The organism is Lamprobacter modestohalophilus, assembly GCF_016583905.1.
Lineage (GTDB): Bacteria > Pseudomonadota > Gammaproteobacteria > Chromatiales > Chromatiaceae > Lamprobacter > Lamprobacter modestohalophilus.
This window is the reverse complement of record NZ_NRRY01000058.1, coordinates 1-22639: the sequence shown is the minus strand read 5'-3', so window position 1 is coordinate 22639 and position 22639 is coordinate 1. Positions and strand designations below refer to the sequence as shown.

The following is a 22639-nucleotide window of genomic DNA, read 5'->3' as shown; positions in this document are numbered from 1 at the left end:
TACTTCGGTCGCTGTCCGGGCGGACAGGAGCGATGGGACGCGATGATCGGTTAAACTGCGGATAATCGACCAGGATAGTCGTTGAGTGTAGGTTGATGCAACCTGTGAATGATGCAAACGATGTAAATCGCACTGAGCCCAGCCGGCATCGCACCAGCGAACGCCAGACAGGGCGCATGCTTGCAGCCTCTTGCTTGCAGTACCAAGCGTGCAGCCCCGCTTGCAGTCCCCGCTTGCAGTCCATCAGTGCCCAGAACAGACAGCGTTAGGAGCTAAAGCGGATGCGTGTGCTCGGGATCGAGACCTCCTGCGACGAGACCGGCGTCGCGCTCTACGAAGGCGGCCCAGGTGGCGCCGGGCTGCTCGCGCATGCGGTCTACAGCCAGATCGAGCTGCATGCCGAATATGGCGGTGTGGTGCCAGAATTGGCCTCGCGGGATCATATCCGCAAGCTGCTGCCGCTAATCGAGCAGGTGCTGGATGAGGCGGCGATGACCGCGGCCGATGTGCAAGGCATCGCCTACACGGCGGGGCCAGGGCTGGTCGGCGCCCTGCTGGTGGGCGCGGCGCTCGGGCGCAGTCTCGCTTGGGCCTGGGGCGTGCCGGCGGTTGCCGTTCATCACATGGAGGGGCATCTGCTGGCGCCGCTGCTGGAAGACCCGGCACCGGCCTTCCCCTTCGTCGCGCTCCTGGTCTCCGGCGGGCACACGCAGCTGGTCGATGTCCAGGCCATCGGCCGCTACCGCATCCTCGGCGAGTCGGTGGACGATGCGGCCGGCGAGGCCTTCGACAAGACGGCGAAGATCCTCGGGCTGCCTTATCCCGGCGGTCCCGCGCTCGCGCGGCTGGCCGAGCAGGGCGATCCGACCCGGTATCGGTTTCCGCGGCCGATGACCGATCGCCCGGGGCTCGATTTCAGCTTTAGCGGGCTCAAGACCTTTGCGCTGAATGCCTGGCAGAAGGAGCAGTCTGAGCGCGACGATACGGAGCAGGCGCGAGCCGACATCGCGCGTGCCTTCGAGGAGGCGGTGGTCGAGACCTTGCTGATCAAATGTCGACGCGCGGTGGAAGCGGCAGGCGCGAAGCGGTTGATTATGTCAGGTGGTGTCAGCGCTAACCGCCGACTGCGCGCGCGCATGGACGAGCAGATGGGCGCACGCGGGGTTGCGGTCTTCTACCCGCGCGCGGCGCTCTGTACCGATAACGGCGCGATGATTGCGTTCGCCGGCCATGAGCGTTTGGCGGCGGGTCAACAGGAGCCCTTGGCCTTTGGCGCGCGGCCGCGCTGGGCGCTGGATGAATTGCCCGCGCTGTCGTAAGCGATTGTTTGAGGTCGCTAAAGGCCTATCCTCTCCTTCCCGATTGTTACCGGACAGTGGCTAGCAAGTCGGGGATTCGCTGATGACGCGTCTAGGTCTTGCCCGCGCTGTCGGTCTCGCTGGCGGGCTCATCGGCACCAATGCGGCCTTCGGTGCCGGAGATCAGGTTGCGGATGTTGCTGCGGTGGCGCCAGAACAGGACCAGTGTCATCAAGGTCTGCATGCCGACCAGGACAGCGGTGCCGCTCTCGGAGTGCAGCGGCCAGAGTAGCCAGACCAGCAGCGGCGCTGCGGCCATCGACACCAGCGCCGATGCCGACGAGACCTTGAGCACCTTGGCGACGAAGAGCCAGATGGCGGCGACGCCGGCGCCGATTGGCAGCCACAATCCGAACTGAACGCCAAGCGCGGTGGCCACGCCCTTGCCACCCTTGAAGCCAAAGAAGACCGGGTAGAGGTGGCCGAAGAAGGCGGCGAGCGCGACCGCGGCGAGGAGCCAAGCGCCGGAGTCGACCAGGCCGATGGCGCCGAGCAGATGGGTGGCGAACATCGGCAGAAAGCCCTTGAGGCTATCGCCGAACAGGGTAATAGCAGCGGCCTTGCGCGCTTTCGGGCCGCCGATGCGCAGCACATTGGTCGCGCCTGGATTGCCCGAGCCCTGGGTGCGCGGGTCGGGCAGGCCCATGAGGCGGCAGACGATGATCGCGCTCGAGATCGAGCCGAGCAGGTAGGCGCCGATGACCAGTAGCGTGTTGGAGAGGAGTAGAGCGTCCATGGAGCGGCATTTGACGGGTTCAGGGTGGCTGCGGTCAAGCCTTGCGCGGGCCGAACGCGAGCGCATGCGGGATCGGTGGCTTGCAAATACTGGCCAGGGCGCCAGAATGCCTGCCACGATTAAAATGGCGCAGCGGAGCGCGGATAACGGCGGATAACAGCGGACAGCAATAGGGGGCGCTAGGCATGGATATCGTTTTCATCAAAGGTCTGCGGATCGAGACCGTCATCGGCATCTATGACTGGGAGAAGGCGATCCGCCAGCCGGTCGTGCTCGATATCGAGATGGGCACGGATGTGCGACGCGGCGCCACCAGCGACAAGATTGAGGATGCGCTGGATTACAAGGCGGTCTCGAAGCGGCTCAAGCAGTTCGTCAGCGAGTCTCGCTTCGAGCTCGTCGAGACGCTGGCCGAACGCTGTGCGGCGATCATCTTGGAAGAGTTCTCGGTGCCCTGGGTACGCCTGAGCCTGAACAAGATCGGCGCGGTGACTGATGCTGAAGGGGTGGGGGTCATCATCGAGCGTATGGCCTCATCGGATTCGATCGGCTCGAGGTCCGATGCTGCTAACGATGGCGTTGGTATCGCCGATGATGACCGCGAATCCGCTCCGAGCATGAGTTCGCAATAGCGCGCGGCTCATGTCCTTGGCGCGTCGCCAGCCCGGAGCATGAATCGCGTGAGATTCCCGGTAATCCGCCGCTGCTGGATCAGCCTGGGTAGCAACCTCGAGCGGGAGGCCTCTATCCGCGGTGGGGTTGAGGGGCTGCGTCAAGCCTTCGGTCCGCTGATCCTATCGCCGGTCTATGAGACCGAGGCGGTAGGGTTTGACGGCAGTCCCTTTCTGAACCTCGTCGCCGGCATCGAGACAGCGCTGAGGGTGGGCGAGATCCGAGCCCTACTGCGCCGCATCGAAGCCGAGCACGGCCGTGAGCGGAGTGGTGAGCTTGAAGGTGAGCGAGCAGCTGAGCGAGCAGATAAGCGCACAGGCGTGCGAACAAGCGAGCAAGCAGGCGTGCGAACAAGCGAGCGTTTCGCGCCACGCACGCTCGACCTTGACCTGCTGACCTACGGCGAGCTTGCCGGTGAGATCGATGGCTATCGCCTCCCGCGAGATGAGATCCTGCGCTATGCCTTCGTCCTCGGGCCTTTGGCCGATGTCGCGCCTGATGAGCGGCATCCGATCGATGGGCGTTGTTATGCGGAGCTTTGGCGGCAGCTTCTGGTGCGACTTCGAGACGCGCATCAGGCTCAGCTCGACAGCGCACCGCCGCCAGGGTCAGCGGGCAAGTCGGTCAGCGGTTGGTCACCACTGCGTCGGATCGAGCTAGCGCTTGGCGCGACCTGAACTTCAGCCTCGCTGGCCCTTCCAGCCTCACCCGAGGCGCTCTCGCCCCCGCGACCACTCGACATCCAGGCCGCAACGCCGTCTGCTCCCGCCGCTCGCCGCCTGTCCTGCTGGCTCTTGACCGGGTTAGAACGGGCCGCTAGATTCTTGCATGACGGCGTCGGCTTGCCGGTGTCGTGCCACTCTAAAGGCCGTGCCCTGCTCAGGACGGACGAGCGGCGCTCAGCACCGGCTGCGTGCATCGCCGTCGTCAAAGACCTGCGAGCAGTAACCGCTCGCGCTCAGGGTCCGTTCGCGCAGTTAAGGTGATCTTTGTTTCGGAGTCCTCAATGCCCCTGTTGCAGTGGAGCGATAACCTCAGCGTTCGCATCGATTCGATCGATGCCGAGCACAAGAAGCTCATCGCGATGATCAACGCCTTGCACGACGCCATGCGTCAGCAGCGCAGCAAGGCGGTTCAGCAGCGCGTGATCAATGGCCTGGTCAGCTACACCAGAATCCATTTCGTCAACGAAGAGCGTTTCTTCGACCAGCACGGCTACCCTAACGCCCCGGCGCACAAGCAGGAGCACGCCAAGTTCATCTTCAAGGTCAAAGCCTTTCAGGATGATTTTGAGCGCGGCAAGTTGACCCTCTCGCTCGACATCATGAACTTTCTCAGCGACTGGCTGAACGACCACATCAAAGGCAGCGATCAGCGCTACAGCGACTATCTCGCCGCCAAGGGCGTGATCTCGCCCGGGTCGTGTTCTGAATCTGCATGACTCCCGACAGGATGGGCAATGGATGCCGGACGTTGGGGGAAATCGATACCTCGACCTTGTCAAAGATGTCTCCTACCCGCCTCGACGAGGTCAAGCAGTCCGACCGGCTCGACAACGTCAAGGAGGACCGCACCGACGAAGACCTGCTGTTCCAGGTGCTGGCCGACTGGGGCGTGGACCTGACTTTACCCATCCGCCCCGAGACTCTGCAGGGCAAGACGGTGTTCTTCGTCGACGACAACGCCTTGGTCGCCTGCTTCGAGCGCGGCGTGACTGAGGAGTTGGTCAAAGAGCTGGCCGGCCATGAGCCCCTGCGCGTGGTCTTCCGCGACAACGGCTTCGTCTCGGATGCGGTCAAGATCAACGTCAAACAGATCTTCCGCCAGCTCTCGCCCGTTACCGAGGTCAAGTCGCTTTGAATCGGCATGTCTGAGCCGCTGACCAAGGCGTTGATCTCGGGCTCGCGTGTCATCGCAAAGGGCCGGCGTATCCGCGACGTGGATCGGCTTGTTGCGACCTACGGCGGGGTGGCGTCGAAGTGGGTCAAGAAGAGCAGCCCTCATGTCGAGTATCAGGGCGATACCTATGAATATCACTGGTACGAGCATCAAGGCTTAGGACGATTTGAGATCAAGATGAAGAGGCTCTGATGGCGATGATTGTTCGTCTAAAAACGACACACCCCGAGTATCCAGATCTGTCTGCGAACCAACCTTACTTCGTGATTGGGATCGAGGCCGACGACTTTCGGATACTCAACGATTTGGGCATGCCCTATGTGTATCCGTGCGCGTTGTTTGATGTGATCGACAGCGAGCGGCCAACCGACTGGCTGACCGACATCGGTGATGACGGCGAGCAGTATGCCTATCCTGCGGCATTGAACGCACCTGGGTTTTTCGAGGACTTTTTCGATCAAAAGCCCGAGCAGACCGCGATCTTCTGGCATGAGCTGAATAAGGTGCTATCCCATGCCGCTTGATCGTCTTCTCACCTTGACACTGCCCGATGAGCTTGCGGCCAATTTTCAAAGTGAGGACGAGCTGCGTAGAACCCTCTATGAGGATTTCATCATTGAGCAGCGCCAGGTGGGCGCAATCAGTTTGAGCAAGGCCGCTGAGCTGCTCGATCTGAGCTATCAGGGGTTCTTGGCCCTACTGGGACAAAAGGCCTGAGATTCATCAATGTCTCAGCGGAAGAAGCGGACGCCAGCTATCGCGCCTTCGAGGCATTGATGCAGCGTCCCTAACTAGCCTGAGTTGAACCTGTTATGGAATCTACGATGAATATCGCCGAGAAAGTCTACGAAGCTGTCAAAGGCCTCCCAGAGTCACAGGCTGCTGAGGTTCTTGACTACGCGGAGTGTCTGAAAGCGAAACAGCTTAAACTTTCGGCCGCTAGCCCAACCGACGCTGCACGGCAGCAACGCGCTGAATTGCAAGCTTGGGTTGCCTCGCAACCGAAACAGTCAGAGAGTGCGGGTGAGTTTGTTCATCGCTTGCGTCATGAGGCCCTGTATTGATGACCTATGTTGATACGAGCGTGCTGCTTGCGATGTTCCTCAATGAGTCGAAGACAGGGGATGCATGGGGCTGGTTCAGTCGGCAAGCGCCAGGTTCTACCCTGATCAGCAAGTGGACGCTCACTGCATGTCGCGATTGCCGAGCGTCGGGTGTCCATCTGTACGCTGGATGGCGAGATGAGCGATGCTGCGACTCACCTCGGAATCGTTGTTCACACTCCCTGATTTTTCAGGAAACCTGACGTATCCGGTATGAAGCTCAGGTTCAATGTCCAGCCCTATCAGGCCAACTACCTTGGAAGTTTTGGTCAAGCGGATCGCGCGGAGATCAACGTTTTGCTCCTCGATAAGCTGAGTGACACCCTAAGTGATTCAGAAAAACGCAATAATATTAGTTGCTTGCTGACGAAACTGCGTCGTCGCGGCGTGATCGTGAATACGGGCTCTGATACCGCTCCTTGCTGGAAGCTTGTCGAGAGTCTCAAAGAGAAACACTAGAAGTCAGCAAGGAGTGATGCTGTATTTATTCGATATTTCAGTGTCTTGTCTCTCTCTGCATGGGTGTCGTTGCAGAGAGCTCGCCCAAGAAGAGCCCGCATCCGCACAACCCGCGCAGCCATCAGCTGAGCCATTCGACCCCCAGCGCTTCTATGGCGCGGCGCACCACTCGCGCCAAGCCGTCGACCAGTACCTCGCCTTGGCGCGCGAAGGCTTGAATTGAATTCAGGCTCGGCAAAACCCTCGGTCACAGTGAGTACATCATCCATGGAAGCCATCCGCACGATTGAACGGGTCACCCACGGTGAATTGCATCTGCAATTGCCCGAAGCCTTCTGGGGCAAGGAGGTCGAGGTCATCATCTTGGCCACCGCCACCGCCAACGAACCGGCCCCCTTCACCAAGCCACGCAAGAGTCTGCGCGGAAGCCTCAAAGAGTATGCGCATCCCGAGCGCATGGCTCGCGAACAGACGACCTGGTCGGATGCGGTGAGCGACGCGCCATGAGCCTGGTCGATGCCAATGTGGTCCTGCGCTATTTGCTTGAGGATCATGCCGAGCTCTCCCCTCGGGCAGCCGAGATCCTCGAACAGCAACAGTTTACGCTACCCATCGAGGTCGCCTGCGAGGTGGTCTATGTGCTGCAGAAGGTCTATTCGGTCGAGCGCGACACCATCAGTCAGCGGCTGACCGAACTGGTGAGCGAGGGTCTGGTGCGGATGGACAAGCTTGCCAAATTGATCAAAGCACAAGCGCGAGGTGGCGCATGACCCAAGAACAACTCAACCAGCTCGGCAGAACCCTCTGGGCTATCGCCGCCGCCCCGCGCGCTCGGTCTGGTACGCCGACAACGCCGCCGACACGCCAGCCTTCGAGACCCAGATGCGGCGCAAGGTCCACTATGTCATCCACCCCGCCTATCTCTGGAACAGCATCCACGAGCGCGCCCGCACCCAAGACCCGGAACTGCTGCAGACCCTCGAGCGCGCCTTTCAGTACATCGAAGGTGGTGTTCTGAATCTGTACTACCCCGACAGAATGGGCAATGGATGCCGGACGTTGAGAAATGGGTGCTTGTGCGTGTCGAAATGGATCATGCTGCAGACGCTCCAGCGTCCAGTCGAGACCGCCAGCCCGTTTGAGATCCCGCAGCGGATGACCGAGTTGGTAGGCTGGTTCGAGCAGTCTCAGCAGGAAGGACTGCATCCGCTCATCGCGATCGGTCTCTTCGTCGTCGTCGTCTTAGAGATCCATCCCTTCCAGGATGGCAACGGGCGCTTGAGCCGGGTGCTGACCACCTTGCTCCTGCTGCGCGCTAGGTATGCCTATGTCCCCCTTCAGCTCGCTGGAGAGCGTCATCGAGCAAAGCAAGGAGCGCTACTAGCTGGCTTTGCGCCGCACGCAGGGCACCATCCGCACCAACGCGCCAGACCGGACGCCCTGGCTAACCTTTTTCCTCAACGCCCTGCAACGGCAGATGCGCCGGCTTCGCGAGAAGCTGCCGCGCGCCGGATTCGGGCTCGTCATCCTCCTGAAACGCTGTGCCGTCCTGGCAATCAGTGTGCTCCCGGCACGCACCAGACCACAGAAGAGTCCATCCCTGGAAGCTCCGCCCTGACCATCGCTGACGCTCGGCGGCGCTTCGCTGACCTCGGCTCATGCCTCGTGACTCCCGCCGAACATCGCCGCCAGCTATTACCCACAGGCATAATCGAGCGTTATACTCCCCGCGCTCATAGCGCCGTTCCGGCCCCAGGAGAAAGGACGACCGCAGGACTACCGAATGATGGCTAGAACCGCCAAGCAAAGGATCGACACCACCAGCGCCAATCGTCGCTTCGTGGGCTAGCGTCATGGAGGACCCAGCATGAAGCTCCTAGACAACACCAACACTCTACTCGGCGACGACCTCAAGAACACACTGCAGCCCGGCGCACGTCTGAAGATCGCCGCCTCCTGCTTCTCGCTGTACGCCTTCGAGGCACTGAAGACCGAGCTGTCCACGATCGACAGCCTGCAGTTCATCTTCACCGCGCCCACCTTCGTCGCCGCTGAAGTCACCGACCGCCTGCGCAAAGAACGGCGCGAGTTCTTCATCCCCAAGCTCAGCCGCGAAACCAGCCTCTACGGCACCGCGTTCGAGATCCACCTGCGCAATCAGCTCACCCAGCGCGCCATCGCCCGCGAGTGCGCGGAGTGGATGCGCGCCAAGGCCCGCTTCAAATCCAACTGCACCCAGGCGCCGATGCAGGCCTTTGCCCACGTCGGCACCGAGCGCGGCGACGCGGCCTACATGCCGCTGAGCGGTTTCACCGTGGCCGATCTCGGCTATCAGAAGGGCGATGCCGTCTCCAACTTCGTCAACCGCTTTGACGAAGCCGCGCACACCAACAGTTACCTGCAGCTGTTCGATCAGATCTGGCGAGACCCCGAGCAACTGACCGACGTCACTGAGGCCATCTGCAGCCACATCGAATCGGTCTATCAGGAGAATGCGCCCGAGCGCATCTACTTCCTGATGCTCTACAACATCTTTCGCGAGTTCCTCGACGACATCACCGAGGACGTGCTGCCCAACGATCTCACCGGCTATCAAGACAGCCTGGTCTGGCAGAAGCTGTTCAACTTCCAGCGCGATGCCGCCACCGGCCTCATCAACAAGCTGGAGACCTACAACGGCTGCATCCTTGCCGACAGCGTCGGCCTGGGGAAGACCTTCACCGCGCTCGCCGTCATCAAATACTACGAGCTGCGCAACAAGTCAGTCTTGGTCCTCTGCCCGAAGAAGCTCGCCGACAACTGGCGCAACTTCAACGCCAACCTCAAGACCAATCTCTTCGCCAAGGACCGCTTCAATTACGACGTCCTCTGCCATACCGATCTCTCGCGCACCCGCGGCGAGTCCTTCGGCATCCCGCTCGACCGCGTCAACTGGGGCAACTACGATCTCGTCGTCATCGACGAATCGCACAACTTCCGCAACAACGAGGTCTACAAGGATCGCGAGACCCGCTACCAGAAGCTGATGAACAAGGTCATCCGCGAGGGCGTCAAGACCAAGGTGCTGATGCTCTCCGCCACGCCGGTCAACAACCGCTTCACTGACCTGCGCAATCAGCTCGCGCTCGCCTACGAAGGCCAATCCGAAACCCTCTCCCAACACCTGCGCAGCGACAACAGCGTCGAGGAAATCTTTCGCCAAGCCCAGAAGGCCTTCAACAGCTGGTCGCAATTGCCGCCGGAGAAACGCACCGCCGCCGGCATCCTCAAGACCCTCGACTTCGACTTCTTCGAGCTGCTCGACGCGGTCACCATCGCCCGCTCGCGGCGCCACATCGAGACCTTCTACGACACCCGCGACATCGGCCCCTTTCCCGAGCGCCTCAAACCCCGCTCGCATCACTGCCCGATCACCGCGCGCCCCGATGTGATGGACCTGAACGCGATCTTCGAGCGCCTAACCGCGCTCAAGCTCGCCGTCTACGCCCCGGTCAGCTACATCCTGCCCTCAAGGCTCGCCCACTACGAGGCGCTCTACGACACCCAGACTTCGGGCGGACGCGGCCGCCTGCGCCAAGTCGACCGCGAGCGCAGCCTCCAGGCACTGATGACCACCAACCTGCTCAAGCGCCTAGAAAGCTCGGTCGAGGCCTTCCGTCTCACCCTGCGCGCCCTGAGCGGCAAGATCAGTCACACGCTCGAGGCCATCGAGCGCTACGAGACCGGCAGCGGTGCCCAACGGGGGGCCGATTCCGGGGCCAGCCTCGACACAGGCTTCGAGACCGACCTCGCCGGCCTCGACCCGGACGACGACGACCTCGGTGGCCTCAGTGACTTCACCGTCGGCAAGAAGATCCAGATCCGCCTCGCCGACATGGACCGGCTCTCCTGGCAGCGCGAGCTGCGCGCCGATCTGGCACTCATCGACGAACTGCTCGCCTCAATGGACCAGGTCGGCCCCGAGGACGACAGCAAGCTGCAGCATCTCAAACAGACCCTGCTCGCCAAGCTCGACCAACCGATCAACCCCGGCAACCGTAAGGTGCTGCTGTTCACGGCCTTTGCCGACACCGCCAACTATCTCTTCGCCCAGCTCGCGCCCTGGCTGCACCGCGAGCGCGGCCTGCACAGCGGCCGTGTCACCGGTTCCAGCGCGCCCAAGACCACGCTCAAGGGCCGCTACGACTACCAATCCGTGCTGACCCTGTTCTCGCCCCGCTCCAAAGAGAAGGCGCTGGTCCTGCCCGATGAACCCCACGAACTGGACCTCCTGATCGGCACCGATTGCATCTCCGAGGGCCAGAACCTGCAAGACTGCGACACCCTGATCAACTACGACATCCACTGGAACCCGGTGCGCATCATCCAGCGCTTCGGGCGCATCGATCGCATCGGCTCGCCCAACGCCCGCATCCAGCTCATCAACTACTGGCCCGACATCAGCCTCGATGAGTACATCAACCTCAAGGAGCGGGTCGAGAACCGCATGGTCATCGCCGACGTCACTGCGACCGGCGATGACAACGTGCTGACGGCCAAGAGCAACGACATCGCCTACCGCAAAGACCAGCTCAAGCGACTGCAAGACGAGATCATCGAACTGGAAGACGCCAAGGCCGGCGTCTCGATCACCGACCTGGGCCTGAACGACTTCCGCATGGACCTGCTGCAGTACGTCAAGGCGCATGGCGAGCTGGATCAGCTGCCCTTCGGCCTCCACGCCATCGTGCCCGCCCAGCCCCCGCTCGGCCTGCACCCTGGGGCCATCTTCGCGCTCAAGAACATCCACGACAGCGTCAACGTCCAGCAGCAAAACCGCCTGCACCCCTACTATCTGGTCTACATCGGCGACGACGGCGAGATCATCGCCGACCACACCGAGGTCAAGCGTCTGCTCGACCTGATCCGCGCCAGTTGCAAGGGCCAGTCCGAGCCGGCCCAGACCCTGTGCCGGCGCTTCAACGAACGCACCCAAGACGGCCGGCGCATGGAGCGCTACTCCGAGCTGCTCAGCCAAGCCATCCGCTCGATGATCGAGGTGAAAGAGGAGCAAGACATCGACAGCCTCTTCGGCGGAGGCCGCACCACGGCGCTGACCACCACCATCCAGGGGCTGGATGACTTCGAGCTGATCGCCTTCCTCATCATCGAAGGTGACGGCGCATGACCCTCTACGCCTGGCCGCAAGCTGCTGCCTTTGGCCGCGTCATCCCCAAGGCGAAGCTCTACGAGCACGCCAGCGCCAATAGGACGCTGAAGGAGGGCTTCGTGCGCGAAGTCGAGCAGATCCTCTGGTCGCACAAGCTCGCCCCGGAGACCATCAACCTTGCCGCGACCGAGGCGGTCGCAGAGATTCAGGTCTTCCGCATCGTCCAGAAGACGGCGCTGCTCGACCGAGAGCTGCTGCGCGCGATCGACAAGGCGATTCCCTTTCCGCTGATCTTCGAGCTGAGCCATGCGGCCCGCATCCAACTCGCCGCCGCCTGGAAACGCCCAAGCGAAGCCGACCGCACCCGCTGGGTGATCGGCGACTACTTTGAAGCCGACTGGATACCCGAGGACGCGCCCCGTGAGCCGTTACCGGTGGCGAGGAATCTCGGCGCGCTCTATGAGCGGCTGCTGAGTCCGCTGGTCGAGAGGCAGACAGCGGGGGTGGTGCCCGGTGCGGTGTCTGCTGTGGCCGAGGCGCCGCAAGGCTATGCCCATCCGCAGCCGCACGCTGAACCGGTGTCGCTGGAGGCACGCATCGCGCGCGCCGAGGCGATCAAGGCGAAGATGCGTGAAGTCGAGCGGATCAAGGCGCGCTTGGCACGTGAGAGACAATTCAACAGGCGCGTGGCGATCAACGCCGAGCTGCGCGCGGCGAAGCTGGCCCTTGAGCAACTGGGAGCAGAAACGCATGGCCAAGCCCGATGAGCCCTATCAGATGGTCTTAGTGGAGAGTTATCTGCCGGAGCGGACTTCAGGCCTGCATGGCAAGGTTCACATCCGTCCGTGCCCCGGGCAAGCACTCCTAACGACACTTCGGGTCGAGTGCTCAAAGCGCCTCAGCAAGAATTATCCGGTTGGCACGAAATTCAGGATCAAAACAAAGCTCACCGATCTCGAAGGTGGAGGCGAGTTTCTCTACAGCTACTTTGACTGGAAATATGAAGTCATTGAAAGAGGAGAAGAGTAAGGATGCAAAAATTGAAAATGCACAGTCCAAATCTAACGCGGGACCGCGTTTCAAAACTGCGTGACTTATTTCCTGAATGTGTCACGGAAGCCAGGGATGAAGCAGGAATTGCCCGCTCAGTAGTGAACTTCGACCTGCTACGCCAAGCCTTATCCGATGTGCTCGTTGAAGGTCCTAACGAGCGATTTCAGCTCGACTGGCCGGGTAAACGCGAAGCGCTGCTAACTGCTCATGCGCCGATCGCAAAGACCTTGCGTCCGCAACGCGAAAGAAGCATTGAGTTCGACCGGGCGCGCCATCTGCTCATCGAGGGCGATAATCTGGAAGCCTTGAAGCTGATTCAGGAAACCTATCTCAATCAGGTCAAGCTGATCTATATCGACCCGCCCTACAATACCGGTCGTGACTTCATCTACGACGACGATTATAGCGAGCGTAAAGAGGACTATTTTGAACGATCTAGCCAAGGTGATCTGGAAGGTCGACGTTTGGTTGCGAACACAGAAGCGAATGGGCGATTTCACTCCGATTGGCTGTCGATGATCTATCCACGTCTGAAGCTCGCACGCAACCTGCTGCGAGATGATGGCGTGCTCTTCATATCGATCGACGATAACGAATACCAGACCTTGCGGCAGATAACCTCTGAGGTCTTTGGCGAGCACAATTTCGTTGCCACTATTATTTGGCAGAAGGTTTTTTCTCCAAAAAATTCAGCAAAATGGTTCTCGGAAGACCACGACTATATTCTGGTTATTGCCAAGAATAAGCTTCAATGGGCACCGAATGCTTTACCCCAGACACAGGAAATGAAGGACCGCTATAAGAATCCTGATGGTGATCCTAGAGGTCCTTGGGCTTCCAGCGACCTCGCAGCTAGGAATAGGTACGATGCGGGCCTATATCCAGTCGAGTGTCCATCTGGGCGTGTTATCACAGGGCCGCCTGTAGGCACATATTGGCGCTTCAACAAGGAAAAATTCCTTGCATTAGATGCCGACAAACGCATTTGGTGGGGCGATGACGGCAATAATATGCCACGTTTGAAACGTTTTTTAAGTGAAGTGAAACAAGGAAAAACACCGCAAACCTTTTGGCCCTGGAAGGAAGTTGGCCACACCCAGGATGCCAAAAAGACACTCCTCAAGTACGTCGCCTTCGAGCATACCGAAAATGTGCTGAACTCAGTCAAGCCCGTCGAACTGCTCCAGCGCATCCTGCTCCTTGCCACCCAGCCGGACGAGGACGCTATCGTCCTCGACTTCTTCAGCGGTAGCGCATCCACCGGTCATGCGGTGTTGGCGCAAAACCAGATCGATGGCGGCAACCGCCGCTTCATCGGCGTGCAAATCGCCGAACCGCTTACAACGCCAGAGCCGGAGTTGGAAACTCTCTTTGATATGGGCCGGATGCGGCTGCGGAACGTCGCGGCAACCCTGCGTGAAGACCAAGACGGCGAAGACTCGTCACAACCGATCGGCTTCCGCGTCCTCAAGGTCGACACCTCGAACATGAAGGACGTCTACTACCGCCCCGACGAGGTCAAACAGGCCGACCTGCTCGACATGGTCGACAACGTCAAGGAGGATCGCACCGACGAAGACCTGCTGTTCCAGGTGCTGGTTGACTGGGGCGTGGACCTGACTCTACCCATCCGCCGCGAGACCCTGCAGGGCAAGACGGTGTTCTTCGTCGACGACAACGCCTTGGTCGCCTGCTTCGAGCGCGGCGTGACTGAGGATCTGGTCAAGGAACTGGCCGGCCATGAGCCCCTGCGCGTGGTCTTCCGCGACAACGGCTTCGTCTCGGATGCGGTCAAGATCAACGTCGAACAGATTTTCCGCCAGCTTTCGCCGGTCACCGAGGTCAAGTCTCTCTAATCCAGCGTGCCAGATCGCGCCAATCCTTGGCGCGTTCAAGGCGAGCCAGCCCAAACCAGATGGAGCAAAAAACAGCATATCCATGATCACAGCAACCGATTGACCTATCGATTCACAGATGAGATCAAGACCATGATCCATGCGGAACTGATTGAAACCTTAGAGCGGCTACCACAAGAGAAACAGGCCGAAGTGCTCGACTTTGCCCGGTTTCTTGCCCAGCGGCGTCAGGATGATAATGATGAACCGAAACCCCTTGGTGAGTGTTCATTTGCCAAATGGGTCAACACCCCGTTAGTCGTCAATGATTTTCAACCCATGAGCCGAGAGGATGCGAATGCCCGCTAAGTTCTTTGTCGACACCAATCTCTGGCTCTATGCGTTGGTTGCTAAAGACGATGATCCTAGACATGAGATCGCGGCTGAGTTCATCCTTGGGCTGAAGCGCCCCTGGATCAACTCGCAAGTGATTCGTGAAGCAAGCAGCAATTTGTTGAAAAAGGCAAAGATCGAAGAGACGAGGCTGCGGGAGATCATTCAGGACTGGTATCGCGACTGTGAGATTCACCCTTCCAATGCAAGGCAACACAGCCTGGCCTCGGAATTACGGGTAAGCTATACATTCAGTTACTGGGACAGCCTGATCGTTGCAGCGGCACTCGATGCCGGTTGCACCACGCTGTTTAGTGAGGACATGCAGCATGGTCGGCACATCCATCGCAGTCTGACCATCCTCAATCCCTTCATGGACCGCGCGTAAGAGGCGCTGATCAGGCTCTGGAGTCACGATGATCGCACACACGAAGATCGTCCCGTCTGTTTCGGTTGCCTACGCTCAAGTCCGTCGTCGACTGCTTCGCGGGTCAGCAAATGATCTCCAAACTCATCTTGGTCTTCCGCGATAACCGCTTCGTCTCGGTTGCGGTTAAGATCAACGGCGAACAGAGCTTCCGCCAGCGTTCGCCGGTGACCAAAGTCAAGAGCTTGTAGGTCGTCTTGGCATGGATCAGTCAGCCCTAAAAGCCTTGCTCGAAACCTTGATCCACACCTGGGAGAACGAGGTCGTGGAGTTCAAGCAAGCCGGCAACGATTACAGCTCGGACAGGATCGGTGAGTACTTCTCGGCGCTGAGCAACGAGGCGAATCTGCGCGGTCTGGACTGCGCTTGGCTGGTGTTTGGTGTGCATAACAAGACCCGCGCCATCGTCGGTACGAACTACCGCGTCGAGCCAGAGCGCCTGCAGGGCTTGAAGTATCAGGTGGCCCAAAGCACCGAGCCCAGCGTCACCGTTCGTGATATCCATGTGTTGAACGACTCGGCAGGACGCGTGCTGCTGTTTCAGATCCCGGCTGCGCCGCGTGGCATTCCGATCGCCTGGAAGGGACATTACTACGCCAGAGCGGGCGAAAGCCTTGTCTCCTTGGGCTTGGACAAGCAGGATCTGATCCGCCAGCAAACACTGGGGCAGGATTGGTCCGCCCAACCCGTGCCCGGTGCCAGCCTCGATGATCTGGACGAAGTCGCACTGAACAAGGCGCGGGATGCCTTTGCTCAGAAGTACGCCAACCGTTTTGACGCCGACGAGGTGCAGTCCTGGCCATTGCCGACCTTTTTGGATCGTGCGCGCGTCACCCAGCATGGTCAGCTCACTCGGGCCACCTTGTTGCTGCTCGGTAAGCGTGAGTCGGCTTGGCATCTGTCGCCCCATCCTGCGCAGATGACCTGGAAACTGGAAGGGATCGAGCGAGCCTACGAACACTTTGCGCCGCCCTTCTTGCTGACCACCTCGCAGCTGTACCAGCGCATCCGCAACATCCAGTTGCGGTTGCTGCCAGAGGATGAGCTGCTGCCCATCGAGGTCTCCAAGTACGACCAGCGGATGGTACTGGAGGCCTTGCACAACTGTATCGCGCACCAGGATTACAGCCGCAATGCGCGCGTGGTGGTGATCGAACAGCCGGACCGGCTGCTGTTCGAGAACGACGGCAACTTCTTCGATGGTGAGCCCGATGATTACCTGGAAGGAAACCGCGTTCCGCGACGCTATCGCAACCCCTTCCTGGCCCAGGCGATGGCCGAGCTGAACATGATCGACACCATGGGCTACGGCATTCATGACATGTTTGTGCGTCAGGCGGGGCGCTACTTGCCGATGCCGGATTACGATCTGAGCGAGCCCGGAGCAGTCAAGCTGACGATCCATGGCGGCATGGTCGATCCGGCCTATAGCCGCCTGCTGATCCAGCAAACCGATCTGCCGCTCGCGGATGTGTTGGCGTTGGACCGGGTGCAGAAGCGGCTGCCGATCCCTGATGAAGCAGTGACTCGCCTAAAGCGCGCCAAGCTGATCGAGGGTCGCAAGCCCAAGTATTTCGTCTCCGCCAGCGTCGCCAAGGTGACGGCCAGCAAGGCGGACTACATTCATACCCGCGCTCAAGACGACGCGTTCTATGCCAAGCTGCTGACTGACTACCTAGCCAGCTTTGGTCAGGCGAATCGCGCTGAGATCAACGTTTTGCTCCTAGATAAGCTGAGTGACGCTCTAAGTGATTCTGAAAAACACAATAAGATTAGTTACTTGCTGACGAAACTGCGTCGTCGCGGCGTGATCGTGAATACGGGATCTGATACGACTCCTTGCTGGAAGCTTGTCGAGAGTCTCAGAGATGAACACTAGAAGTCAGCAAGGAGTGATGCTGGATATATTCGATATTTCAAGGTCTTGCCTCTCTCTGCAGGGGTGTCGTTGCAGAGAGCTTGCAGAGAGCTTGCAGAGAGCTCGCAGAGAGATCAAAGAGAGGATGCCAGCCGCAAAGCCATGAAGCTCAAATTCAAAGTCCAGCCCTACCAGACCAACGCCGTCGAATCGGTCGTCGACTGCTTCGCCGGTCAGCCCATGACCTCCGGTCTGACCTATCGCATCGACCCCGGCCGGACGGCGCAGGTCAGCGCCTTTGACGAGGGCTTCAAGAACGCCGATCTGGCACTGAGCGAGGCGCAGATCCTGGAGAACATCCAGAAGGTGCAGCGCCGGCAGAACCTGCCGGTCTCATCGTCGCTCTCCGACTTCACGACGTTCAACAACAAGGGCGCACGGGTGCCCGCACCGTCCGCCTATCGCAAGCAGGCCTTCGCCGCGACACCGATCCATTTGGACGTCGAGATGGAGACCGGCACCGGCAAGACCTACTGCTACGTCAAGACGATCTTCGAGCTGAACCAGCGTTATGGCTGGTCGAAGTTCATCATCATGGTGCCCTCGATCGCCATCCGCGAGGGCGTCTACAAGTCGTTGCAGATCACCGCCGAGCACTTCACCGAGGGCTACGGCAAGAAGGCGCGCTTCTTCATCTACCACTCCAAGCGCCTGCACGAGCTGGAGAGCTTCTCCTCGGACGCCGGCATCAACGTCATGGTCATCAACATCCAGGCGTTCAACGCGCGCGGGGCCGATAACCGCCGCATCTATCTGGAGTTGGATGACTTCCAATCGCGCAAGCCGATCGACGTCATCGCCTCGAACCGGCCGATCCTGATCATCGACGAGCCGCAGAAGATGGAAGGCAAGGCGACGCTCGAGGCGCTACCGCAGTTCAAGCCGCTGTTCATCCTGCGCTACTCGGCCACCCATCGCACCCAGCATCACCGCGTCCATCGGCTCGACGCGCTCGATGCCTTCAACCAGAAGTTGGTGAAGAAGATCGCCGTGCGCGGCATCCAGACTCGGGGGCTGGCCGGGACCAACGCCTATCTCTATCTCGAAGGCATCGACATCTCCAAGCAAGCGCCGGTGGCGCGCATCGAGCTGGAGGTCAAGCTCAAGTCCGGCGAGATCAAGCGGCAACTGCGCCGGCTGCATTTCCGCGACGACCTATTCGCCGCATCCGGCGAGCTGGACCAATACCAAGGCTTCACCATCAGCCAGATCGACTACAACAACGACACCGTCGAGTTCATCAACGGCGAGGTGCTGAAGGCCGGCGAGGCCAACGGCGACGTCTCCGAGCGCGACATCCGCCGCATCCAGATCCGCGAGACCATCAAGGCCCATCTGGACAAGGAAAAGCAGCTCTTCGCCCAGGGCGTCAAGGTGCTGTCGCTGTTTTTCATCGACGAGGTGGTCAAGTACCGCGACTACGACCAGGCCGACGAAAAGGGCGAGTATGCGCGGGTGTTCGAGGAGGAATACGCGCTGCTCAAGGATGAATACCTGTCCGAGTTGGCGATCGACAACGAGGCTTATCGCAAGTACCTCGGCGCGATCGACCCAGCCAAGACCCACCAAGGCTATTTCGCGGTCGACAAGAAGACCAAACGCCTCAAGGACCCAGCGGTTGGCGCCCGCTCCGTCGACTCCGACGACGTTGATGCCTACGACCTGATCCTGAAGGACAAGGAGAGCCTGCTGGCGTTCCCCGGCCCGCACGATGGCCCCGAGGACCGCGCCAAGCGCCAGGTGCGCTTCATCTTCTCCCACTCGGCCCTGCGCGAAGGCTGGGACAACCCGAACGTCTTCGTCATGTGCATGCTCAAGCACAGCGACAACAGCATCTCGCGCCGGCAAGAGGTGGGACGCGGGCTGCGGCTCAGTGTCGACCAGCAGGGCGACCGCATGGATCACCCGAGCCTGGTGCATGAGGTCAACGTGCTGACCGTGGTGGCCAGCGAAAGCTACAAGGACTTCGTCGCCGGCCTGCAGCAGGAGATCGTCGAGACCCTCTCCGCGCGTCCACGGCAAGCCACGGAAGCCTATTTCACTGGCAAGGTGCTGCAGACCAAGGACGGGCCGGTCGCATTGACAGCACCGCTGGCGAAACAGCTCTACCGCTATCTGGTCAAGAACGATTACACGGACGAGGCCGATCACATTGCCGATGCCTATCACCAGGCCAAGACAGCGGGCACCTTGGCGGAACTGCCCGCCGACCTGCAGCCCCATGCCGAGCAGGTCTTCGAGCTGATCGATAGCGTCTTCAGCGACAAGCAACTACCAACCCCCGAGGACGGCCGCAAGCCGAAGACCAATCCGCTCAACGCCAACTTCGAGAAGCAGGCCTTCAAAGAACTCTGGCAGCGCATCAACCGCAAGGCGGTCTATCGCGTGGACTTCGAGTCCAAGGAACTGGTCGACAAGTGCATCGGCGCGCTGGATACCAAACTGCGCGTGACGCCGCTGCAGTACATCGTGCAGAAGGGCGAACAGAAAGGCGCGCTGACCGATGAGCAACTGCGAGCGGGAGACGGCTTCAAGGTGATGGAAACCGCCACCGAGCAGGGCGATTCCGTTCACTCACGGGTGAGCTATGACCTCTTGGGCAAGATCGCCGAGAACAGCCGGTTGGTGCGGCAGACCGTTGCGAGCATCCTCGGCGGCATCGAGCCCGCGGTCTTCAAGCAGTTCCGTCAGAACCCCGAGCACTTCATCGCCGAGGCCTCGCGACTGATCACCGAACAGAAGGCCGCCATGGTGATCGAGCGCCTGGCCTATGACGCGGTCGACGAACGCTACGATGTCGACATCTTCACCGCCAACCAGACCGGCCATGACTTCTCCCGCGCCACGGACAAGCTCAAGAACCACGTCTACGACTACGCCATCGTTGATTCCAAGGTCGAGCGGGACTTTGTCAACGACCTGGAGACCCGCCCGGAAGTGGTGGTCTACGCCAAGCTGCCACGCGGCTTCCTGATCCCGACACCAGTTGGCGACTACAACCCGGACTGGGCCATCTCGTTCACCGCTGGGAGCGTTCGACATATCTACTTCGTCGCCGAGACCAAGGGCAGCCTATCCTCGATGAAGCTTCGCGCGATCGAGCAGACCAAGATCGCCTGCGCGCGCAAGTTCTTCGACGAGATCGGCCAACGCATCAGCAAGGACAAGGTGAAGTACGACGTCGTCACCGACTATGCCAGGTTGCTGGATGTGGTTGGTCGCCCTGCAGAGTAGGGGAGCCGCTCCTCGCTCGCTCTCCCGCCCACGCCGGGCACTTGGCTGCGTTATAGTGACCCATCTCGGTCGACCGCAGATGAGCGCGGGTCATGCCGAACCCCATGGCAGACACACTAGGCGACGACAAGCCAAATGAATCCCTCCGCACTCCTTCCAGCGACTCAGACGATCGTCCAAGACCTCGAGGCGGTGAGCCACTTCCCGGTTTCCTTTGCCGAGGATGCCTCCCTAAACGTGCTCGCAAGCCTGAGCATGGCGACAGCGCAGCGGCCGAACCATGTCTTGCGCTACAAGCCAGGGGTGAGCGCACTCGATTACGTCATCGCCGCCGAAGCGGCTCGCGCCATCCGAACCTTTCGTCATTCGCCTGAGCGCCGCCTGCGCCTCGCTGGCGCAGCCGATGCGCGCATGCAGGTTGCTGAGGACCTGGAACCTCGGCTGCCGGATGTCCCCGACGCGCAACGCAGCAAGCTGGCTGATCTCCTGTTCGATGGTCTGCTGGTGCAACTGCTCTCCGCCCCCGTTGGCATCTTGGTCGACCAGGCGCTCTATCGCGAGCATCCAACGCTGCGGCCTCAGCAGGCGCTGTCCCTCGAGCAGCAACTGCAAACGGTGCTGCAGGTGCTTGCGCCGGCCTATCGGCAGCAGTTTCCCGAGCGCATCACGCATGCCAGTCGCGCCATCAATGCCGCTGTCGCGGTTGCCTCGGCCGAATTGCTGCGCCGGCCTGCGCTCGCGGTCGCTTATCGCGCCGCCGGCTTGGAGCGGATCGGCTTGACGCTGCTCGCCGAATTGCCCTCGGACAGCAACCAGGTCATCGATGACCCCGCTCTGATCAGTCGTTGGGCCGAACTGCTCGACATCAGCACCTGGCTCATCTGGGTTCCCATGGCTCCGCAATGAATCCACCTAAGGTCGTCCTGCAATGTCACATGAACCACAGCACTTCACGATCAGCGAGCAGGATTTCGATCTGACGCTGCTGCCGAAAGTGGGCCGGGTGCCCGGCACCCCCGAGTTTCGTAAGCACGTCACCAAGTACTTCCGCAAGCAGTACGCGGGCCAGCCGGGCGAGGTCACTGTCGACTTCGCTGACGGCGCCATCAGTGTGACCTGGATGCCTGCTTCAACGGCAGCCGACCCGCAGCAGGCGATCATCGATCTGCTGAATGCCGGCGATTACGCCCGTGCTGCGCCGATGCTGGAAACCTTACTGCAGGCCAACCCCAACGATCACATGGCGCTGTACAACCTGGGGATGGTCTATAGCGACCAGGGGCGACTCGATGATGCCCGCGGCCTGCTCAAGCGCGCGACCGATCTTGCGCCGGACCATGCCCACAGTTGGACGGCGCTTGGCGTTGCCGCGTTGCGGATGAACGACGTCGACGCCGCCAGGCCCGCCTTGGAGAAGGCGGTCGCGCTCGAGCCTCATAACCTCTATGCGCAGCGCACTCTGGGCACCCTGCAAGCGATGACGGGAGACGCGAACGCTGCGCTCGATACCCTGCGGACTGCAACGCGTCTTGGCCCCAATGATCCGATCACCCTGCTCTCACTGGCTCAGACGTTGCTCGATCAAGACCCGGCAGCACACGCTGACGAAGCCGACGGGCTGCTACGGCAGGTGATGTCGATCGCTCCGCATGGCGAGATCGCCGACAAGGCGAGCAGACTCCGAAGCAGCATTGCGAACCTCAAATTCCGCAGCAATGCCGAGGGAGATCTGCGTCATGATGCCGTCTTTTATTGTCTCGGTGCCCTAGAACGCTTCGCGGGCATGACGGATCAGCAACTCAACCCCTTGGTCACGGAGATGGCCACGCTCGGCCAGAGTGGCCTCAACGTCAACGACCCGGAGACGACTTACCGCCTGAAACTGCTGCCAGGCGAGTTCACCGGTCTGCAGGTCGTTTGCATGATGCACGTCGGTGTGAAGCGACTTCATCCGCAGCTGGATAGCGGCATGGACATCGACCAGGAATACGAAGCAGCATTGGCACTCTACCGCCGCAAGAAAGACTCCTGATCCATACGCCGATAGGGAAACATTCATGCTATCAGAGAAGCAAAAGGACGATATACGGCTTGCTACGCGCGGCTATGCCTGGCCGGGTGGCTACCCCGTCTATATGCTGATGGGCGATGGCGGTGTGCTGTGTTCCACTTGCGTCAGCCGAGAAATCCGCCTGATCGTCGATGCGACGAGACCGAACGGCAGCGCCGACCAGCAGTGGAGTTGCGTCGCCGTGGACGTGAACTGGGAAGATCCTCATATATGGTCCGCCCCGCGATGCAAGAGCCACTTGACTGTTCAGCAGAAGGAAACGTTGCGGCCATATATCCGGCGTCGTGATGAGGTGGCGTGATCGCTCCTCGCGCCCTGATGGAATCCGCGCG

Annotated in this window: 24 protein-coding genes and 1 pseudogene; 24 read left to right on the top strand and 1 reads right to left on the bottom strand. The window is 60.5% G+C overall.

Annotation, left to right across the window (positions count from 1 at the left end):
* Positions 1–281: 281 nt before the first annotated feature.
* A complete protein-coding gene (gene tsaD, locus CKO42_RS22305) occupies positions 282–1319 on the top strand; it encodes a tRNA (adenosine(37)-N6)-threonylcarbamoyltransferase complex transferase subunit TsaD (protein WP_200249294.1) in 1038 nt (345 codons plus the stop codon).
* Between the two features lie 91 nt (positions 1320–1410).
* On the opposite strand, the gene plsY is transcribed toward tsaD, so the two are convergent.
* The gene (gene plsY / locus CKO42_RS22300; RefSeq protein ID WP_200249288.1) at positions 1411–2094 is read right to left on the bottom strand and encodes a glycerol-3-phosphate 1-O-acyltransferase PlsY; all 684 of its coding nucleotides are present in this window, start codon (positions 2092–2094) and stop codon (positions 1411–1413) included.
* 185 nt (positions 2095–2279) lie between these two features.
* On the opposite strand from plsY, the pseudogene folB reads away from it, so the two are divergent.
* The 23 genes and pseudogenes from folB to CKO42_RS22180 all read left to right on the top strand — a co-directional run.
* Positions 2280–2621: pseudogene (gene folB, locus CKO42_RS22295) on the top strand (dihydroneopterin aldolase); the annotation flags it as partial.
* A gap of 153 nt (positions 2622–2774) precedes the next feature.
* The gene (locus CKO42_RS22290; protein WP_338034981.1) at positions 2775–3443 is read left to right on the top strand and encodes a 2-amino-4-hydroxy-6-hydroxymethyldihydropteridine diphosphokinase; all 669 of its coding nucleotides are present in this window, start codon (positions 2775–2777) and stop codon (positions 3441–3443) included.
* A gap of 329 nt (positions 3444–3772) precedes the next feature.
* Positions 3773–4207: a bacteriohemerythrin gene (locus CKO42_RS22285; RefSeq protein WP_200249282.1), complete on the top strand. Its 435-nt coding sequence runs from the start codon at positions 3773–3775 to the stop codon at positions 4205–4207.
* A 65-nt stretch (positions 4208–4272) separates the two neighbouring features.
* Positions 4273–4626: a type III restriction endonuclease subunit M gene (locus CKO42_RS22280; protein ID WP_242479613.1), complete on the top strand. Its 354-nt coding sequence runs from the start codon at positions 4273–4275 to the stop codon at positions 4624–4626.
* Between the two features lie 6 nt (positions 4627–4632).
* A complete protein-coding gene (locus tag CKO42_RS22275) occupies positions 4633–4857 on the top strand; it encodes a hypothetical protein (protein ID WP_200249280.1) in 225 nt (74 codons plus the stop codon).
* Positions 4857–5189: an MBL fold metallo-hydrolase gene (locus tag CKO42_RS22270; protein ID WP_200249279.1), complete on the top strand. Its 333-nt coding sequence runs from the start codon at positions 4857–4859 to the stop codon at positions 5187–5189. The genes CKO42_RS22275 and CKO42_RS22270 overlap by 1 nt, the downstream gene beginning before the upstream one ends.
* Entirely contained in the window at positions 5179–5382 is a 204-nt protein-coding gene (locus tag CKO42_RS22265; protein WP_200249278.1) for a UPF0175 family protein, read from the top strand. Before CKO42_RS22270 ends, CKO42_RS22265 begins: the two co-directional genes overlap by 11 nt.
* 107 nt (positions 5383–5489) lie before the next feature.
* Positions 5490–5729 (top strand): DUF2281 domain-containing protein, encoded by a 240-nt coding sequence (locus tag CKO42_RS22260; RefSeq protein WP_200249277.1) that lies wholly within the window; start codon positions 5490–5492, stop codon positions 5727–5729.
* 252 nt (positions 5730–5981) lie between these two features.
* Entirely contained in the window at positions 5982–6227 is a 246-nt protein-coding gene (locus tag CKO42_RS22255; protein ID WP_200249276.1) for a hypothetical protein, read from the top strand.
* A gap of 267 nt (positions 6228–6494) precedes the next feature.
* On the top strand, positions 6495–6734 hold the full coding sequence (locus tag CKO42_RS22250; RefSeq protein ID WP_200249275.1) for a hypothetical protein: 240 nt from the start codon (positions 6495–6497) through the stop codon (positions 6732–6734).
* Entirely contained in the window at positions 6731–6997 is a 267-nt protein-coding gene (locus CKO42_RS22245; RefSeq protein WP_200249274.1) for a PIN domain-containing protein, read from the top strand. Before CKO42_RS22250 ends, CKO42_RS22245 begins: the two co-directional genes overlap by 4 nt.
* 112 nt (positions 6998–7109) lie before the next feature.
* Positions 7110–8021, top strand: a complete 912-nt coding sequence (locus tag CKO42_RS27585) for a Fic family protein (RefSeq protein WP_242479612.1) — start codon at positions 7110–7112, stop codon at positions 8019–8021.
* Positions 8022–8094: 73 nt separating this feature from the next.
* Positions 8095–11394 carry a helicase-related protein gene (locus CKO42_RS22230; RefSeq protein ID WP_200249273.1) on the top strand — a complete coding sequence of 1100 codons (3300 nt, stop codon included), beginning with the start codon at positions 8095–8097 and terminating at the stop codon, positions 11392–11394.
* Positions 11391–12143, top strand: coding sequence for a DUF4391 domain-containing protein (locus CKO42_RS22225; RefSeq protein ID WP_200249272.1), 753 nt, complete (start codon positions 11391–11393; stop codon positions 12141–12143). The genes CKO42_RS22230 and CKO42_RS22225 overlap by 4 nt, the downstream gene beginning before the upstream one ends.
* Complete coding sequence (locus CKO42_RS22220) at positions 12127–12405, top strand: hypothetical protein (protein ID WP_200249267.1); 279 nt, start codon at positions 12127–12129, stop codon at positions 12403–12405. The genes CKO42_RS22225 and CKO42_RS22220 overlap by 17 nt, the downstream gene beginning before the upstream one ends.
* 2 nt (positions 12406–12407) lie before the next feature.
* The gene (locus CKO42_RS22215) at positions 12408–14285 is read left to right on the top strand and encodes a site-specific DNA-methyltransferase (RefSeq protein ID WP_200249265.1); all 1878 of its coding nucleotides are present in this window, start codon (positions 12408–12410) and stop codon (positions 14283–14285) included.
* A gap of 132 nt (positions 14286–14417) precedes the next feature.
* Positions 14418–14633 (top strand): DUF2281 domain-containing protein, encoded by a 216-nt coding sequence (locus CKO42_RS22210; RefSeq protein WP_200249264.1) that lies wholly within the window; start codon positions 14418–14420, stop codon positions 14631–14633.
* A complete protein-coding gene (locus CKO42_RS22205; RefSeq protein ID WP_200249263.1) occupies positions 14623–15045 on the top strand; it encodes a PIN domain-containing protein in 423 nt (140 codons plus the stop codon). The genes CKO42_RS22210 and CKO42_RS22205 overlap by 11 nt, the downstream gene beginning before the upstream one ends.
* Positions 15046–15286: 241 nt before the next feature.
* Positions 15287–16963 carry an RNA-binding domain-containing protein gene (locus CKO42_RS22200; RefSeq protein ID WP_200249262.1) on the top strand — a complete coding sequence of 559 codons (1677 nt, stop codon included), beginning with the start codon at positions 15287–15289 and terminating at the stop codon, positions 16961–16963.
* A 141-nt stretch (positions 16964–17104) separates the two neighbouring features.
* On the top strand, positions 17105–20236 hold the full coding sequence (locus CKO42_RS22195; protein ID WP_200249261.1) for a type III restriction-modification system endonuclease: 3132 nt from the start codon (positions 17105–17107) through the stop codon (positions 20234–20236).
* A 135-nt stretch (positions 20237–20371) separates the two neighbouring features.
* Positions 20372–21142, top strand: a complete 771-nt coding sequence (locus CKO42_RS22190) for a hypothetical protein (protein ID WP_200249260.1) — start codon at positions 20372–20374, stop codon at positions 21140–21142.
* A gap of 22 nt (positions 21143–21164) precedes the next feature.
* Positions 21165–22268 carry a tetratricopeptide repeat protein gene (locus CKO42_RS22185; protein WP_200249258.1) on the top strand — a complete coding sequence of 368 codons (1104 nt, stop codon included), beginning with the start codon at positions 21165–21167 and terminating at the stop codon, positions 22266–22268.
* A 25-nt stretch (positions 22269–22293) separates the two neighbouring features.
* Positions 22294–22608, top strand: coding sequence for a hypothetical protein (locus tag CKO42_RS22180; RefSeq protein ID WP_200249255.1), 315 nt, complete (start codon positions 22294–22296; stop codon positions 22606–22608).
* Positions 22609–22639 lie beyond the last annotated feature (31 nt).

What these genes read in the sequence shown, in the direction of transcription:
- tsaD (WP_200249294.1), top strand. Translation starts at nt 282, where the DNA reads ATGCGTGTGCTCGGGATCGAGACCTCCTGCGACGAGACCGGCGTCGCG.
- plsY (WP_200249288.1), bottom strand. Translation starts at nt 2,094, where the DNA reads ATGGACGCTCTACTCCTCTCCAACACGCTACTGGTCATCGGCGCCTAC.
- CKO42_RS22285 (WP_200249282.1), top strand. Translation starts at nt 3,773, where the DNA reads ATGCCCCTGTTGCAGTGGAGCGATAACCTCAGCGTTCGCATCGATTCG.
- CKO42_RS22280 (WP_242479613.1), top strand. Translation starts at nt 4,273, where the DNA reads ATGTCTCCTACCCGCCTCGACGAGGTCAAGCAGTCCGACCGGCTCGAC.
- CKO42_RS22275 (WP_200249280.1), top strand. Translation starts at nt 4,633, where the DNA reads ATGTCTGAGCCGCTGACCAAGGCGTTGATCTCGGGCTCGCGTGTCATC.
- CKO42_RS22270 (WP_200249279.1), top strand. Translation starts at nt 4,857, where the DNA reads ATGGCGATGATTGTTCGTCTAAAAACGACACACCCCGAGTATCCAGAT.
- CKO42_RS22265 (WP_200249278.1), top strand. Translation starts at nt 5,179, where the DNA reads ATGCCGCTTGATCGTCTTCTCACCTTGACACTGCCCGATGAGCTTGCG.
- CKO42_RS22260 (WP_200249277.1), top strand. Translation starts at nt 5,490, where the DNA reads ATGAATATCGCCGAGAAAGTCTACGAAGCTGTCAAAGGCCTCCCAGAG.
- CKO42_RS22255 (WP_200249276.1), top strand. Translation starts at nt 5,982, where the DNA reads ATGAAGCTCAGGTTCAATGTCCAGCCCTATCAGGCCAACTACCTTGGA.
- CKO42_RS22250 (WP_200249275.1), top strand. Translation starts at nt 6,495, where the DNA reads ATGGAAGCCATCCGCACGATTGAACGGGTCACCCACGGTGAATTGCAT.
- CKO42_RS22245 (WP_200249274.1), top strand. Translation starts at nt 6,731, where the DNA reads ATGAGCCTGGTCGATGCCAATGTGGTCCTGCGCTATTTGCTTGAGGAT.
- CKO42_RS27585 (WP_242479612.1), top strand. Translation starts at nt 7,110, where the DNA reads ATGCGGCGCAAGGTCCACTATGTCATCCACCCCGCCTATCTCTGGAAC.
- CKO42_RS22230 (WP_200249273.1), top strand. Translation starts at nt 8,095, where the DNA reads ATGAAGCTCCTAGACAACACCAACACTCTACTCGGCGACGACCTCAAG.
- CKO42_RS22225 (WP_200249272.1), top strand. Translation starts at nt 11,391, where the DNA reads ATGACCCTCTACGCCTGGCCGCAAGCTGCTGCCTTTGGCCGCGTCATC.
- CKO42_RS22220 (WP_200249267.1), top strand. Translation starts at nt 12,127, where the DNA reads ATGGCCAAGCCCGATGAGCCCTATCAGATGGTCTTAGTGGAGAGTTAT.
- CKO42_RS22215 (WP_200249265.1), top strand. Translation starts at nt 12,408, where the DNA reads ATGCAAAAATTGAAAATGCACAGTCCAAATCTAACGCGGGACCGCGTT.
- CKO42_RS22210 (WP_200249264.1), top strand. Translation starts at nt 14,418, where the DNA reads ATGATCCATGCGGAACTGATTGAAACCTTAGAGCGGCTACCACAAGAG.
- CKO42_RS22205 (WP_200249263.1), top strand. Translation starts at nt 14,623, where the DNA reads ATGCCCGCTAAGTTCTTTGTCGACACCAATCTCTGGCTCTATGCGTTG.
- CKO42_RS22200 (WP_200249262.1), top strand. Translation starts at nt 15,287, where the DNA reads ATGGATCAGTCAGCCCTAAAAGCCTTGCTCGAAACCTTGATCCACACC.
- CKO42_RS22195 (WP_200249261.1), top strand. Translation starts at nt 17,105, where the DNA reads ATGAAGCTCAAATTCAAAGTCCAGCCCTACCAGACCAACGCCGTCGAA.
- CKO42_RS22190 (WP_200249260.1), top strand. Translation starts at nt 20,372, where the DNA reads ATGAATCCCTCCGCACTCCTTCCAGCGACTCAGACGATCGTCCAAGAC.
- CKO42_RS22185 (WP_200249258.1), top strand. Translation starts at nt 21,165, where the DNA reads ATGTCACATGAACCACAGCACTTCACGATCAGCGAGCAGGATTTCGAT.
- CKO42_RS22180 (WP_200249255.1), top strand. Translation starts at nt 22,294, where the DNA reads ATGCTATCAGAGAAGCAAAAGGACGATATACGGCTTGCTACGCGCGGC.